This is a genomic window from Roseateles puraquae, assembly GCF_002205845.1.
GTDB classification, from domain to species: domain Bacteria; phylum Pseudomonadota; class Gammaproteobacteria; order Burkholderiales; family Burkholderiaceae_C; genus Pelomonas; species Pelomonas puraquae.
The window spans coordinates 1-13,396 of the sequence record NZ_NISI01000029.1; the positions used below are offsets into that span (position 1 = coordinate 1).

Genomic DNA, 13,396 nt, shown 5'->3' on the forward strand with positions numbered 1-13,396 from the left:
CGGAAGTTGCCGGGCAGCTCGTTCTCGGCATCTTCGATGAGCGGTGGCACGCGCTGGGCGATGTACGCGATGCCCTGCGGCACCACCAGGCCGTACTCGCCAAGGAGGCCGCGAATTTGGTTCGCTTGAGCCGTGCGTGCCCTCACAAAGCCCTGGCGGACGCGGTGCAAAGAGAGCACTGACTGCTGCTCGACGTTCTTGATCGGCACGAAGCGCATTGACGGCCGGCTGACCGCCTCGCAGATCGCCTCTGCATCTGCAGCATCGTTCTTGTTGCTCTTGACGTACGGCTTGACGAACTGTGGCGCCATCAGCCGGACCGTGTGGCCCAGCGCCTGCAGCTTGCGAGCCCAGTGGTGAGCGCTGGCACAGGCCTCAATGCCGACGAGGCAGGGCGGCAGGTTCGCGAAGAAGGGAGCAACCTGGTCGCGCTTCAGCTGCTTGCGCAGCACTGCTTTCCCGCGCTCGTTGACCCCGTGAACCTGGAAAACGTTCTTGGCCAGATCGAGGCCGATCGTCGTAATCTGCATGGCGGACGCTCCTTCCGATCGAGTGGTTGCTGACACATCCACTGTGGCACTTCGATGCCGTCTACGGGTGGGGGCGTCCATCCCATTGCTTACAAGGCAAGCTCATCTGCGACGACTTCGCCGGCTGCAAGGCTTGCTTCGAACTGGGCGTGACCGAGGTCGGCAGCAGCAGCATTTGAAGGGTATGGGCTGCAGCAAGTTCCAAGGCTACTTGCACGGGCGACCCGAACCCGTAGAGCGCTTTCTCGCCGAGCTCTCTGAGAGCCATATGTCCTGCGGGTCGACATGAGTCTGTCGCTGCTCGCCGCTGCTGTCGTTCGAGCCCCTGCGTGGCCCATCCCACTGTCAAGTGACCGGTTCCGGCGGTGAAGCCGCCCGTCAGGGCCTGCGGCGCCCGATGAGCGGTTTGGATAGATGCTGCCGCTCAGGTGTCGGTATGCAAACGACGCAGATCAGCCTGAAGCTGTCGATGCCATTCAAACCTTGAAAAGGCCCATACGGCGCTTGCCGACCGCGGCGGCAAGCGCAGGATCGAAGACGCCTCGCCCTTGACAGTAGTCTTCCTCCATCAGCCGATCGAAGTCCGGGCTGCCGAACTCGCGCCCGACGGCCGGCATGCTGTCCCACTGCCTGTCTTCCAGCCTGCCGTCCCCGCCTCGCCCACGCATCAGGCTGTAGACCCTGCGTCGTTGTTTGCGCTGTGACGTCATTCGAAATCCGATGCTTTGATGGGTGGCGCAGCCGTCGAGCGCGGCAGCGGGCAGGTGTTGAGAAAGCGCGCAGCCTAGCCCTCGCCGAGCCGGATCGTGCGTCCCTGCGTCAGTGGGTTTGCAGCGCGCCGTATGGCACTTCGGCGAGACGCCGACCGGTCAACTACGTTACTTGGACAGCATCCTTGTCGCAAGCGGCAGCCGGTTCAAGATAACTTTGCCGGACGCATGCCTGTGGCTGGTGCCGACAGCGCGGCACGATTGCTGGCACGCAAGATCGCTCGGCCAGTGGCCGACGCGCTGCACCAATGGCTGCGCCAGCAGCGGCAGCGCGTGCCCAACGGCTCCGCCACCCGCCAGGGCCATCGACTACAGCCTAAAGCGCTGGGCGGCGCTGACCCGATACCTCGACGACGGCGAGCTGCCCATCGACACCAATTGGGCGGAGAACCGCATCCGTCCCATCGCGCTGGGGCGGCAAAACTTGCTGTTCGCCGGCAGTCTGCGCGCGGGCAAGCTGGCTGCGGCCGTGATGAGCCTGATCCACTCGGCCAAGTTCAATGGGCTTGACCTGTATGCCTACCTGCGCGACGTGCTGGAGCGACTGCCGACGCAGCCGGCCAGCCGGATCGCGGAACTGCTGCCGCATCGCTGGGCGCCGACCGCGTGATACCGACTCGCGAGGACCGATTCCCATCCCCTGCCGGTGGTGATGGGAATCTGCACTGCCTCGCGGCTGCAGCCGTCAAGGTGAGTTCGGCGAACGCATACGGTGGGAATTGCAAACGCTACGTATTACGTATCACACGTAGACCTTCAGGACAGCTTGAAGTAGGCCGGCATATGAAAGTTGTGTATTCACGCGTGCGCCGACGCGTCAGAAGCGATGCCGGTATCCCTCCGCCGTTGGTCTCGAATCCTATGGGTGTTTGATGCTTTTAAGTCACCATTGTTTGGGTCACAATTCAAATGGAGGTGAGAAAATTGTTTGTCACTCAAGGGATTGGTCGTCACGAGCTGCAATTTGAGCCCGATCGGACGCTTTGGAACACGATTGAGATCGTCCAAGGCACGCACGTGCACCTGGCGCGAACTGTCTATGGAGGTAGTCGAACTACTAGACTGATCTTGCTCTGCAGTTCAGAAGCGCTGTTCAGGGCGGTTGCTGGTCAGGTCTTTGGTGAAGTGGAGGAGCTTTGGAGCCTTGGGCGCCTTTGTAGCGGTGACCAGGGACAGTTGTGCGCCAAGCGAATAGCGAGTGTGCGCCAAGACAGCTGGGATATCTTGGGCGGAGTGAGCGGGCTGGAAGTCTTCTTAGAAAGCGGAGAGCGGTACAGCGTAAACCCTGTTCAGTTTGCGACGGTGCAACAAGCGCCCACCACAATTTGGCAAGCACCCTGGTCAATATAGCGGTTATTGCCATGGCGCAACTTATGCGAACCGACGAACAAGCCTTGGCGCGTTTCAATCAGCTTCCGGATTGCGCGCGAGTTCGACTTCCGGTGGTTCGATTGGTGTTCGGAATATCGGCCGCGACCGCATGGCGCTGGAGCAGAACCGGCCGACTTCCAGCCCCTGCGAAAATAAGCGGCGTCACATTCTGGAATGTCGGCGAACTGCGGCAGGTGCTATCAAAATTAGATAGGGGTGGTAAAGCTGAAGAGGTCTGAAGACGACCAAGCGTGCCAAGGCAACGCCCACTGGTAAGAGCGGTACATCAGTCAGGCGGCTTCCTGTTAGTCAGCCTCTGAATAAGAATGCGCGCGGGATCATTCTTTTCGAGTTCGAGTCGCGCCTGTGCAAGCCATGCCTCAACTTTCAATCGATCCAAGTCATCGAGGTGTGCGCTGCATTCTCCGATTCTCAAGATGGCGTCGACTTTTCGCTGCTGGGCCGAAATCGCCTCGAAATCTATTTGGTCCAGAATTGACACGGAACCTCCGCTGTTCGGATCGCCCAACGTCTGCGACGCGCCGTTCGGGGGGCGTATCTGGAATTTCTGTTGTGTACTGGCTGATTCTTCGCTCTTGTTTGCAGACTCGGCTCGGTCGCAAGTTGTCATCGCTGCCCGCGCGTCTCGAAGCATCGCCTCTAGCTCGTCTTGACCTGCAACCGAAATTTTTACGGGGGCTACGTTCGGCCACATAGTCGGCATCTGTGGGCGAGGAACCACCAGACCGGCCTGCACCTTGGCCCAGTGGCCGCGAGCCGGTGTCGGAATGCCACGCTTGCGGAGCCATTTCTTGACCGCTACATCGCTGACGCCTGCCACGGCTGCTAGCCGAGTCAGCGGCGTGTGCCAAACGAGGGCGAAAAGATCCGGACAGGTCAGCTGCATTCGTTACCCCTCTCCGGAGAGGTTGCTGGCAAGCCACTGCTTTACTTCCTGAAGCGACCAGACCCGTATCCGATCACTTAGCAGCACGCCCGACGGAAACCGTCCAGTCGCAAGCCAGCGATTGAATGTCGCCTTGCTCACGGGAAGCACATACTTCAACAGATAGCTTTTGCGAACAAGCCGCAAGTCTTCGTCGACAGTCTGTGGATCCATACCTGAGATGATGCTTCGTCATTCAGCTTGCATCAACGAGCTAATGCACCCTAGATTTCCGCGAAACCTCCAGGCCATTAATCGAAGCGCCGGTGCGTCACCGTTCTCTCCTGCAGCGCAATCCTCGAACGATCCCAAAAATTGTGACTCAAACGCGGCTGACTTAAAAGCGACTCGACGGAAGACTGCGGCGCATGAGTTCAGCGCCGGTCAGCGAGCCAAAGAAGAAGCTCAGTGCTCGTGGCCTACTTGCAGCCAACCTCTTGGTGCTTCGTCGGCGGCGTGAGCTTTCGCAAGAAGCCCTTGCTTTCGAGGCCGGACTGCATCGAACTTTCGTTGCCCATGTAGAGCGCCAAGCCCGGAACATTTCCCTAGACAACATCGAGCGCCTTGCAAGCGCATTGGGTGTCGAGCCATTTGAGCTGCTTAAGCCCTGATTCGATTGCTTATCCCCTCCACGCTGAGCCACCGGGTCGCTGTGAGGGTTCCGATTCAGAGCTTACGACGACAGAGTTGTCGCAGTGCCCTTGCGTCCTCAAGTGCATTGTGTGGTGTTCTGGACAGTGCAGATATTGACGGCAGGTCGTGCCGAAGCTCCAAAGTCAGGGGCGGTGTCAATATGTATTCGCCGGATCCTACGACAAGAGCTCGGCAAAAGTGTTCTAAGTCTGTTGGATAATCCGCAGTGACGTGCACGGAACGGAATCGTCGTAACCAACGCCCCAAGCTCATGGACATGCGTCGTGAAGACACCGTGATGTCTTTACTACAAGGTCGTTTTCGAAGTACTGGTATGACGTTTGCTTGAACCCATTCCGTAGGTCGAATGCAGGGAAGAACACGGTACCACTCTGACTCATCATCCGCGACCAGTGCAATCGAGATGAGTTCTCCGCCAAAGCCGTTGGTTTCCGTGTCGATGTATAAGTTCATTGCATAATTGCATCTTGTCGGCGCCCTCAGCGGGCAGGGGGCTTGAGCGAGGTGAGATATGCCCCCCACTGCTCAAGAGCTTGTCGCATCTCCTTTTCGTACGGATACGAGTTGTAGTGTCTCTTAACAATCCCGCCGAGGCCGTGGCTTAGGATTTGATTTGATACTTCTTCCGGTATTTGAAGCGAAGTCATTAGAGTCTGTGTCGTGCGGCGGAGGTCAGAATATGAAAAGCGAGGGACTTTGTGCAACTTAAGGAGATTTTTGCTGATAACGCTTACTCGCGCGGCTACAGCATCATTGGTAAGTCTTTCCTTCGGACGGATTGGGCCAGGAAAAAGGAAAGACGAACCTAAGTCAGTTGCATATTGCAGCAGCCACTTTACGTCGTCACGGGCGTAATTTGAGATGGGTATGCGGTGTACTCGCGGCTCCGGTCGGCGACCTTTGCCATCTAGTAGAGTGATGGTCCATGCCTCGGTATCCACATTGGCGGTGGTCACCCTGGCAAGTTGCTCGCATCGCTGCCCACCCAGAAAAAGTGTCATTCGGATGAAGCGGTCGGAGACGCGCTGCGCAACCGAGTCGTTGACTTCCGTGTCAAGCGTTTGCCATAGGTACGCTAGCTCAACCGAATTCAAAGTTCGCTGTCGGGGCTTTGTCAGCTTTGCTAGTGAAGCGGTTTGATTGACCGGATTGGTGGAAATTTGGAACTTTGAGAAATCGCCACTCACCGAAGCGTCGGTGTCACACTTTTGCGCAAGAGAATAAGCCGTACCGATAATCGACCGCAATTGCCGTGTTGTAGTACCTATGCCCTTATCTATCATCGCGCGGAGATGCGACGCGATTGCCTTTCCAGTCACCTGCGCTGCAGGCGTTCGCCCAAGGGCAGTCCCGTTCAAGTAGCGTCGAAAACGATACTCCACCTCGGTGGCTGACGCTTTGCCCTCTCTTCGAAGATGATCGACATAGGCTGCGCAGAGTTCTTCGAGTGTCCCGCCACCGAGCGACGGTTCAACCTGCGGAACATCCCCCTGTTTGGGTACGGGCGCCGCCGCACTTTTCTTGGGATGGCTCCCCAAACGAGATAGTGAGGACTCCGCTGGCGTCGGCGCCGTTTGGACGGGCATCGGGTTTTTTCGCAATTGGGGCAGCAGATCTTGGGCTGCTTCACGCGCCTGCTTGAGCGTCAAGTGGTTGGGCTTTGAGTCCTTTGAGTACGGGCCCAGCGGCACGCTCCTGCGTTGACCTCCGGAACAGATCCTGAAGTAGAAATGCTTCGCTCCGTTCGGGCTGACGCGAAGCATCAATCGGCCGAATCCCCTTCTTCCGTCCGAGTCAGCAAGCCAGGTGTCCTTACCCGCAGCTTTCGCAGCCGCTATCCGGGCGGTTGAGAGCGGTTCGAACTTCGACATGATCTGCCCTCCGTTGCCACAGCACACCGACAACCGTTGCCGAAGCGCAGCCGAATGTAGGGCAGAAAAGTTTGCCTTGCGATCGTAACCTGTTGATTTATAAGGAATTTTGTGATTCGATCTGATGCGGTTTGACTCTCTATGAGACGGACTGATCCATCATTCCAAAGGTCTCCAAATCCCGCGCGCTCGTCTCATAATCCTTTGGTCGCAGGTTCAAGTCCTGCACGGCCTACCAATAAAACCCAAGCCAGACAACGAGTTAGCGTTGATTGTGGGTGAGTGATGCTGTTCATCGGACTGCCAAAGTCCGTTGAGCGGTGCATCTGTGGGGCTTCGTCCGGGGCGAGTGTCGCCCGGCCTGTCGCGGGACGGCGTGTCTGCCCGCCTGTGGCTCTTCTGGTGAGCCACCCCGGTGCGATCATGACCCAGAAAGAACTGGGAGAAGGCATGATCGAAACGCTACCTGACGGCCCGCTGGACATCGTTGGCGATGTGCACGGCGAGCTGGACGCACTTCTGGCCCTGCTGGCTGTGGCCGGCTACGACGAACAAGGCCGCCACCCCGATGGCCGGCATCTCGTGTTCCTGGGCGACCTTGTCGACCGCGGTCCGGACAGCCCGGGTGTCGTGCGACTGGTACAGCGCCTGATCGACGGCGGGCGGGCATCGTGCATCCTCGGCAACCACGAACTCAACCTGCTGCGCGGTGAGCGCAAGGCCGGCAACGACTGGTTCTGGAACGAGAACACTGCGCACGACCGGCGTTACCACCCCTGGAACTGGGCCGACCCTGCGGCAGGGCCGGAGATGCTCGCCTTCTTCGAACGTCTGCCGCTTGCGCTGGTGCGATCTGACCTGCGGATCGTGCACGCGGCATGGCATGAGCCGTCGATGGTGGCGCTGTCGGCACTTCCAACCGGGGGCGACTTCGGCGAGCTGTTCACGAGGCTGGACGACGACGCCGACCGCCTGCTGGAAAGCCGTGGGGTGGTTGCCCAGGCGAAACATGAGAAGGCCACATGGCGGCATCACTTCGCCGATCCAGAGGTCGACATGCCCATGCTCCACGCTGTGGGCCAGTTGGACGAAGACCGCCAGATGCTCAACCCGGTGCGGGTCCTGACGTCTGGTGTGGAGCGTCGCGCTGCACAACCGTTCTTTGCCAGCGGGCAGTGGCGGTTTGCCGAGCGCGTGCGCTGGTGGGACGACTACACCGACGACGTGCCGGTGGTGGTCGGTCACTACTGGCGGCAGTTCCTGCCGCTGGACCGAAAGGCCCTCGGCAAAGGCGACCCCGACCTCTTCGACGGCGTCAGCCCGCGCGCTTGGCTGGGGCCCCGGGGCAGGGTCTTCTGTGTCGACTTTTCGGTCGGCGGGCGCTGGCAGGAGCGCAAGAGTCCAGACACTGCGCCGCGCAGCCGACTAGGGCTTCTGCGCTGGCCGGAGAAGACGCTTGTACTGGACACTGGCGAGATGGTCGGGACAGTTGGCCGAGGCAGTGCGCCGCGAGCTGGACGCACGGCGCCAGCGCGCTGTCGTGCATGGCTTCCAGCAGGCGCTGCCGGGCCTCGCAGCCGCCCCCGTTCTGACGGACAGCTTCCGCTACCACTTCACGTTCCACCCGGACCGCTACCCCGGCCGGCCGCCGTTCTACGCTGGTAGTTACCGTTTCCAGAAGCACTACTACGGCAACAACCGCATCCATGACCTGCGTCAGCGCACTGAACGCGGCGAGCTGGCCGAGGAATTCGTGTGTGCACGGGCCATCGACGAGGAGCGGCGCGTGAAGCACTGGGTGCGCAACGTCGAGCGCGATGAGCGCTTCTCGTTCTGGCTGCCGACGTCGACCGACTACTTCTACCCCGACTTCGTCGCCGAGCTTGGCGATGGGCGCGTGTTGGCCGTGGAGTACAAAGGCAAGTTCTTGCTGGGCACGGATGACACACGCGAGAAAGCTCAGGTGGGCCGGCAGTGGCAAGCTAGCAGTGGTGGCCGGTGCTTGTTCCTGCTGGCCGTGGCGCCTGACGCTGACCCAGCCGGGCGGTCCCTTGAGCAGCAGATCGAGGATGTGATCCTCGGCAAAGGAATCTGAGTTGATAACTTAACCGTCGAGTGGCGTCGCGTCTGCTGCACACTTGGTGATGCCCCGGTGTGTGGTCGTCGTAGTTCGACCTAGACTGACGTAAATGGCTGAACCTCGCTGGTCTTTCATGTTTCGCATGCTGAAGCGGAACCCTGACCGAGTCCCGATGGACCGGTTGGGCGAGTACCTGCGCCTGTTCGCCGAGCTTCTTGGCACTGAGAACCAACCCATCTTCAAAGGCATCAAGAAGGCGAGCACCGGTCTGAAGGCGTTCGTGCCCGAAGAGCGGCTGCAGCACGTTCAGGTGCGGTTGAAGTTGGTGCACACAGAGGCCACCAGCCGGCCAGCCCGAATCGCAGCTGATCTAGAGGCGATGCTGGGTGCCGATGGCATCAAAGAAGCGCAGTTGCTTGATGCCAGCGACAACGTCATCCACCTTTTCCACGGCGTGCCGGCGGCGAACGAGGAAGTCATCCGTGTCTGGCAGGAAGGAACTGTGGATGGTGTTGTGACCGGCCTGGTTGGTGCTGACGACACGATGCACCTTCACTTGCGCGGCCTTGATGGCCACGACGTGAAGGTCTTGGTGCGGGATGAAAGTCTGGCGCGTGGCATCCTGGCGCACTTCCGGAACGGTTGCGTGCGCGTCACTGTGCGTGGGCACTGGGTCCGCGGCGAAGACGGTTGGCACCCAGAGACGAACAAGTGCACGGCGAAGTCGTTCGACGTTCTGGAAGACACGCCGCTGTCGAAGGTGTTCCAAGACTTTGCAGCAGTGCCGGACAGCGGTTGGCGTGCCGCGGAAAGTCCCGACGACTTCTGGCGTGAGCTGAGGGGGATTCATTGATCAAGCTCGGCGCACAGCAGAAGGTCGCGGTGGACACCAACTTCTTGGTGGCCTTGGTTGACGCCAGTCTTGGTGATGATGATCGTGCCCGGATCGATGAGTTCGTGGCCAGCATGGAAAAGTCCAAGGGCCAAGTCGTCATCCCCATGCCGGCGCTGGCCGAGTTTCTTGCCGGCGCTGAGCAGGCGGGCCTGGAGTACCTAGACAAGCTAGAGCGCAAGGCCTACATCGAGGTTGCGCCTTTCGATCGCAAGGCCGCTACGGAGTGCGCCTTGCTCGATGCAGCCGCCTACGGCCGCGCGACCCGAGCGGCAGCCAGCGGCAAAGATGCCGCCGCTGCGAAGAAGGACGGTGGCAACGGCAATCGGCAGAAGGTCAAGGTTGATCGGCAGATCGTCGCAATCGCCAAGGCTTGTGGTGCAAAGGCGATCATCTCTGCCGACGACGGCGTTCGCGCTGCAGCCCTACGGGCCGGCATTCAGCACTGGACGATTGGCGACCTACCTCTGCCCGACTCTGCTCGGCAGCACAAACTGCCTTTGGATCCACGGCCGGCTTAGCCGCTTGCAGGCTGCCTGGGTCAGCTTGCTTGTGCCTCGCCAGCCTGGGCTCAGTCCGCCACACGCTTGGAGTTCGACACGAACTGCGTCTGAGTCAAAGGTGACTCGTAGTAATCCTCGTCGAGAAAGCGAAGCAGCTTCAACAGTTCAGACGGACTGTCAGGCAACACGATCTGGCCATTCGGTGAGGTCTGGATGTTGACCTTGAAGGGCTTCGCAGTGGCCACGATCGTCTGTACGGGGTGCTTGTCGAGCACGCCGGACTGAAGGATCAGGGCGATCTTGCGCCTCATGGTTGAGCTTGTCGCGGCCTCGAAGGCAGCAGGGTTGGCAGCGGTGAGGGAAGCATGGGCGGCAAACGCCTTCACGTCCGTTGCTGTGGCTTCCTTGAAATGGTCGTCCACGTCGAAGACGCGGCGAAGGAAGTGGAAGCTCTGAAACTTCAAGTCCTTGCCCTCAAGGACAGCCAGCAACTTGCTGTCCAACGTAAGGCCGGCGTCGCTCATCCGCTGAAAGGTGTTGCCCGTGAAGAAGATGGCCACGTTCTTCGTGGCAAGCAATCGGCGTTGCTCGAACAGCTGGATCAGCACTTGGTCGCCGCCGTCAGGGCACCCTGCGAAGATTGCCTTCACCGTTTCAAGTGAGTGGACATTGGGGTCGAACTGCTCGACGCCGATCGGGTTCCTGACGATGTCTGCCAGCGAGTCGGGGTCAACGAAGTCCTTGATGACGAGCAACTCGCCTTCTTCTGGGCGGTACCGGCCATCGAAGTCGATGGTGGCCACGATGCCGTCCAAGAACGCCTTCCGTTGAGCCCGGAAGACATCGTTGATCTCATTCTGCAGATCATTGCTCAGCGGAAAGGCGCAGGGGCAGCCGACGGCCCGGCCGCAGACGCCGACCGCGTCTGGATCATCAGCGAGGCCGACCGCACGAGCACCACCATCCTTCAGCCGTCGGAGTACTGACGCCATGACTTCACGCAACTACGCACAGCCGCTGGACCCGGACGTTGCCCGTCAGGTGAGCCAGTTGGACGACGAAGCTGAGCGGGAGGCCTTCGAGGAGCGTGCAGCCGTCTTCGAGTACGACGGTGGCCTGCCGCGCCGTGAGGCCGAGCGCCTGGCGCTGGCCGCCGTCTTGGCGGACCGCGCCAAAGCCAACCAGCCGCCGCGCTGACCACGCGCCGATGCGGGCGCGCCGACCACAGATGGACCCCAACGCGGGGGCGCCGGACTGGCGCCCCCGCTGGTTGCCTGGACCTGTCCAACGCCGACAGCGACTAAGCGTCGCGTTGGGCGGAAACGTCTACGACGTGCACAGGACTAGCAGGGCGTGTGTCGCGCGGCACCGCGGCAGACGCGGTGCCGGCAGTTCATCGGTCAAGTAGTCCGCTTCGCGTCGGTTGACGCCTCAAAACCCCACAACACCCCGATGGCCGTGGCCCTACTGCCGACCCGTCATCGGGGTCCGGTGGTGGTCCCGCGCCGTTCGCAACCGCAGCCACTTCACCATCATGACAACTGCACCCACACGCTTTTCGTTCAGTCATCGTGCTTTGCAGAAGCTGCCTCCCTGCCCGCCGACTAGTACGGGGTCCAAGATCGAGTACAGCGACGAAGATCTGGCAGGCTTGAAGCTTCAGGTCTCCAAGGCGGGGAGGAAGACCTTCTACTTTCGCTACACCCATGGTGGGCAGAAGCGAGCCGCACGCATCGGTGAGTTCCCTGGGATCGACGTTGCCGAGGCCCGCCAGCGTGCGCAGCAGATGCGCGCCGATCTGGACCGTGGCGTCGATCCGCAAGCCGCGGCAGATCGGCTCGCGGAGATGCCGACGTTTCGAGAGTTCTGCCAGCAGGTCTACATGCCTGATGCCCGTGAGCGCAAGGCATCGCACAAAGACGATGCCTGCCGCCTGCGCGTCCACGTCTACCCGGCGCTGGGCCACAAGAAGATGTCAGAGCTGACGACGCGCGACGTTCAGCAGTTGATCGCGACTGTGGCGAGCAAGCGCAAGAAGGCCACGGCCAACCGGGTGCACGCGCTGGTGGCCCGCATCTGCAAGGTCGCGATGACCCTTGGCGTCATCGACCGCAGCCCGTGTTTCGGCCTGCCGAAGTTCAAGGAAGAGAGACGCACCGAGCGGTTCCTGACGCCTGAAGAGATCGTGCGCTTTCAAGCGGCGCTGGCGGAGGACAAGAACACGGTCGCTGCCAGCGCACTTCGGCTGCTTCTGTTGACCGGGTGCCGCCGCAACGAGGTGCTCCGCGCCACTTGGGCTCAGGTCGACCTGGACGGTGGGCTGTTGCACCTGCCGAAGACAAAGACGGGCGCTCGCTACGTGGTCCTCAACTCAGCTGCGAAGTCGCTGATCGAGTCGCTGCCCAGTCGTGGCCTTAGTCCGTGGCTCTTCCCCGGGGCGAAGGCGGGGAAGCCGATCGACAACCCCACAAAAGCGCTGGCCAGGGCCTTGGCTCGCATGGGGGCGCCGAGCATGCGGATCCACGATCTTCGGCACACCTTCGCGGCGACGTGCATCAACTCCGGCGGCGCAAACTTGTACGAGGTGCAGAAGCTGCTCGGGCACTCGTCGCCGCAGATGACGATGCGCTACGCGCACCTGGCCGCCGAGACGGCGCGGAGAGCGTCTGAGGCGATGGCTGCCGTGGCTTCTGGCGCCGCAGTGCCGCGCGCCATGAGCACGGCAGGTAGCCAAGCAGTCTGAGTGTTCTGGCGACGTGGCTGACGGATGTCGCGTTCACTGCTGGTGCCCCTTCGGCTTCGGCCGAAGGGGCATCTTCATCGTCTTTTTTAGCTGAGCCTTAGTGCCTGGTCCGTTCCTGGCTCGACCAGCGAGACTTTGGGCACGCGGCCTGGCAGGCGCCACACGTAGACCAGGCCGGCAGCCTCCAGCTTGCGCAGCGCGTCGTAGGCGGCATCCCGGCTGACGGCGAAGCGCCGGAGGGCGGCGCGTGTCGGCCGGACGGTTGATGAACCCTGCTCGGCAGCCAGACAGCTGAGCATCACCGCCAGCTGTGTCACCTTGCCGCGGTGCGCGGCGGCGAGCCTCAACCAGTCGTACCGCGTCGCTGCCAGAAAGGGTGGAGGGCGTTGCTCGGTGGCGCACCGTGGCAGCTGCAGGCGTCGGCGAGGCTGTGTTGGCACTGGTGCCGACGGCGCAAGCTGTTGCGCAGCAGCTGGTGCCGCTGCCGAGACAAGTCGTAGCTTCAGCTTCATGGCGAACTCCTTCAACCTGATGTTGCGGAAGCAGGTGAGGCTGCTTGCCTCACCTGGTCTCGTTTCGGCTTGGGACACGCGACGGTAGTAAGTCGGAGAACTCGGCAAAGCCTGTTGGGCTTTGCCGAGTTCGCCTCGTTGGCTCACTTCCTGAGGGAGGTACTTCTAGTCTCCTCCCATGAGTAGACCTGCAAGCCGACCGAGCAAGCGAGCCGTCGTCGCGAGTAGCTGGCATCACGGCACCGTCTGCTTGGCGTCGCCTTGGCTCGGTCCCGGGCTCGCTACATCTTTGGAACCGGAAACAGCGAGCCTGGAGAAGCGGGTGAGGCTGCCTGCCTCACCCCGACATGGCAGGGCTCGACCAAGCTAACGTCAAGATGGAAAGAGGGGCAACGCCTTGAAGGGCGTTGCCCCTTTCTGTTGGCTGTGTGTTGATTCCCACGCCATCCTGACCCACCGTTTCCATCCAATCTTGACCCACCCTTGTTCGAGCCCTTCGGGCTCAGGTTGTGGGTAACTTCCTC

The 13,396-nt window shown here is 61.1% G+C and carries 13 protein-coding genes and 1 pseudogene; 7 read left to right on the forward strand and 7 right to left on the reverse strand.

The genetic code is table 11. The annotated features are described in order from the left end of the window. Together CDO81_RS27175 and CDO81_RS27185 are read right to left on the reverse strand one after the other, a co-directional pair. Window positions 1-530, reverse strand: a 530-nt coding sequence (locus CDO81_RS27175; RefSeq protein ID WP_144397444.1) for an IS110 family RNA-guided transposase, incomplete at its 3' end; no start/stop codon positions are given. 476 nt (window positions 531-1,006) lie between these two features. After that, the gene (locus tag CDO81_RS27185; RefSeq protein WP_088486402.1) at window positions 1,007-1,240 is read right to left on the reverse strand and encodes a hypothetical protein; all 234 of its coding nucleotides are present in this window, start codon (window positions 1,238-1,240) and stop codon (window positions 1,007-1,009) included. A gap of 279 nt (window positions 1,241-1,519) precedes the next feature. On the opposite strand from CDO81_RS27185, the pseudogene CDO81_RS27190 reads away from it, so the two are divergent. After that, window positions 1,520-1,910 (forward strand): annotated as a pseudogene (locus CDO81_RS27190) (IS66 family transposase); the annotation flags it as partial. Between the two features lie 1,047 nt (window positions 1,911-2,957). Here the strand turns inward: CDO81_RS27190 and CDO81_RS27945 are convergent. Next, window positions 2,958-3,578, reverse strand: coding sequence for a hypothetical protein (locus CDO81_RS27945; protein WP_144397445.1), 621 nt, complete (start codon window positions 3,576-3,578; stop codon window positions 2,958-2,960). A gap of 3 nt (window positions 3,579-3,581) precedes the next feature. Beyond that, on the reverse strand, window positions 3,582-3,791 hold the full coding sequence (locus CDO81_RS29355) for a helix-turn-helix transcriptional regulator (RefSeq protein ID WP_088486404.1): 210 nt from the start codon (window positions 3,789-3,791) through the stop codon (window positions 3,582-3,584). 194 nt (window positions 3,792-3,985) lie between these two features. On the opposite strand from CDO81_RS29355, the gene CDO81_RS27205 reads away from it, so the two are divergent. Beyond that, window positions 3,986-4,228 (forward strand): helix-turn-helix domain-containing protein, encoded by a 243-nt coding sequence (locus tag CDO81_RS27205; RefSeq protein ID WP_088486405.1) that lies wholly within the window; start codon window positions 3,986-3,988, stop codon window positions 4,226-4,228. Between the two features lie 522 nt (window positions 4,229-4,750). Here the strand turns inward: CDO81_RS27205 and CDO81_RS27210 are convergent. After that, on the reverse strand, window positions 4,751-6,142 hold the full coding sequence (locus CDO81_RS27210; protein WP_088486406.1) for a tyrosine-type recombinase/integrase: 1,392 nt from the start codon (window positions 6,140-6,142) through the stop codon (window positions 4,751-4,753). A gap of 423 nt (window positions 6,143-6,565) precedes the next feature. Here CDO81_RS27210 and CDO81_RS27215 point away from each other — a divergent pair, with 423 nt between their 5' ends. The 3 genes from CDO81_RS27215 (at window position 6,566) to CDO81_RS27230 (ending at window position 9,635) form a co-directional block, all read left to right on the forward strand. After that, window positions 6,566-7,807: a metallophosphoesterase gene (locus tag CDO81_RS27215; RefSeq protein WP_158218455.1), complete on the forward strand. Its 1,242-nt coding sequence runs from the start codon at window positions 6,566-6,568 to the stop codon at window positions 7,805-7,807. Between the two features lie 524 nt (window positions 7,808-8,331). Continuing rightward, the gene (locus CDO81_RS27225) at window positions 8,332-9,075 is read left to right on the forward strand and encodes a hypothetical protein (protein ID WP_144397447.1); all 744 of its coding nucleotides are present in this window, start codon (window positions 8,332-8,334) and stop codon (window positions 9,073-9,075) included. Next, on the forward strand, window positions 9,072-9,635 hold the full coding sequence (locus tag CDO81_RS27230) for a type II toxin-antitoxin system VapC family toxin (RefSeq protein WP_088486410.1): 564 nt from the start codon (window positions 9,072-9,074) through the stop codon (window positions 9,633-9,635). Before CDO81_RS27225 ends, CDO81_RS27230 begins: the two co-directional genes overlap by 4 nt. A gap of 50 nt (window positions 9,636-9,685) precedes the next feature. Here the strand turns inward: CDO81_RS27230 and CDO81_RS27235 are convergent, their stop codons facing one another. Then, complete coding sequence (locus tag CDO81_RS27235) at window positions 9,686-10,609, reverse strand: Kiwa anti-phage protein KwaB-like domain-containing protein (protein ID WP_088486411.1); 924 nt, start codon at window positions 10,607-10,609, stop codon at window positions 9,686-9,688. Between CDO81_RS27235 and CDO81_RS27240 the strand changes: the two genes are divergently transcribed. Next, on the forward strand, window positions 10,608-10,814 hold the full coding sequence (locus CDO81_RS27240) for a hypothetical protein (protein ID WP_088486412.1): 207 nt from the start codon (window positions 10,608-10,610) through the stop codon (window positions 10,812-10,814). The genes CDO81_RS27235 and CDO81_RS27240 overlap by 2 nt on opposite strands. 337 nt (window positions 10,815-11,151) lie before the next feature. After that, on the forward strand, window positions 11,152-12,360 hold the full coding sequence (locus tag CDO81_RS27245; protein ID WP_088486413.1) for a tyrosine-type recombinase/integrase: 1,209 nt from the start codon (window positions 11,152-11,154) through the stop codon (window positions 12,358-12,360). Between the two features lie 86 nt (window positions 12,361-12,446). Here the strand turns inward: CDO81_RS27245 and CDO81_RS27950 are convergent, their stop codons facing one another. After that, complete coding sequence (locus CDO81_RS27950) at window positions 12,447-12,872, reverse strand: hypothetical protein (protein WP_144397448.1); 426 nt, start codon at window positions 12,870-12,872, stop codon at window positions 12,447-12,449. Between the last annotated feature and the right edge of the window lie 524 nt (window positions 12,873-13,396).

Bases quoted from the DNA above. Each gene is read 5' to 3' on its own strand.
- CDO81_RS27185 (WP_088486402.1), bottom strand. From the start codon at position 1,240: ATGACGTCACAGCGCAAACAACGACGCAGGGTCTACAGCCTGATGCGT.
- CDO81_RS27945 (WP_144397445.1), bottom strand. From the start codon at position 3,578: ATGCAGCTGACCTGTCCGGATCTTTTCGCCCTCGTTTGGCACACGCCG.
- CDO81_RS29355 (WP_088486404.1), bottom strand. From the start codon at position 3,791: ATGGATCCACAGACTGTCGACGAAGACTTGCGGCTTGTTCGCAAAAGC.
- CDO81_RS27205 (WP_088486405.1), top strand. From the start codon at position 3,986: ATGAGTTCAGCGCCGGTCAGCGAGCCAAAGAAGAAGCTCAGTGCTCGT.
- CDO81_RS27210 (WP_088486406.1), bottom strand. From the start codon at position 6,142: ATGTCGAAGTTCGAACCGCTCTCAACCGCCCGGATAGCGGCTGCGAAA.
- CDO81_RS27215 (WP_158218455.1), top strand. From the start codon at position 6,566: ATGACCCAGAAAGAACTGGGAGAAGGCATGATCGAAACGCTACCTGAC.
- CDO81_RS27225 (WP_144397447.1), top strand. From the start codon at position 8,332: ATGGCTGAACCTCGCTGGTCTTTCATGTTTCGCATGCTGAAGCGGAAC.
- CDO81_RS27240 (WP_088486412.1), top strand. From the start codon at position 10,608: ATGACTTCACGCAACTACGCACAGCCGCTGGACCCGGACGTTGCCCGT.
- CDO81_RS27235 (WP_088486411.1), bottom strand. From the start codon at position 10,609: ATGGCGTCAGTACTCCGACGGCTGAAGGATGGTGGTGCTCGTGCGGTC.
- CDO81_RS27245 (WP_088486413.1), top strand. From the start codon at position 11,152: ATGACAACTGCACCCACACGCTTTTCGTTCAGTCATCGTGCTTTGCAG.
- CDO81_RS27950 (WP_144397448.1), bottom strand. From the start codon at position 12,872: ATGAAGCTGAAGCTACGACTTGTCTCGGCAGCGGCACCAGCTGCTGCG.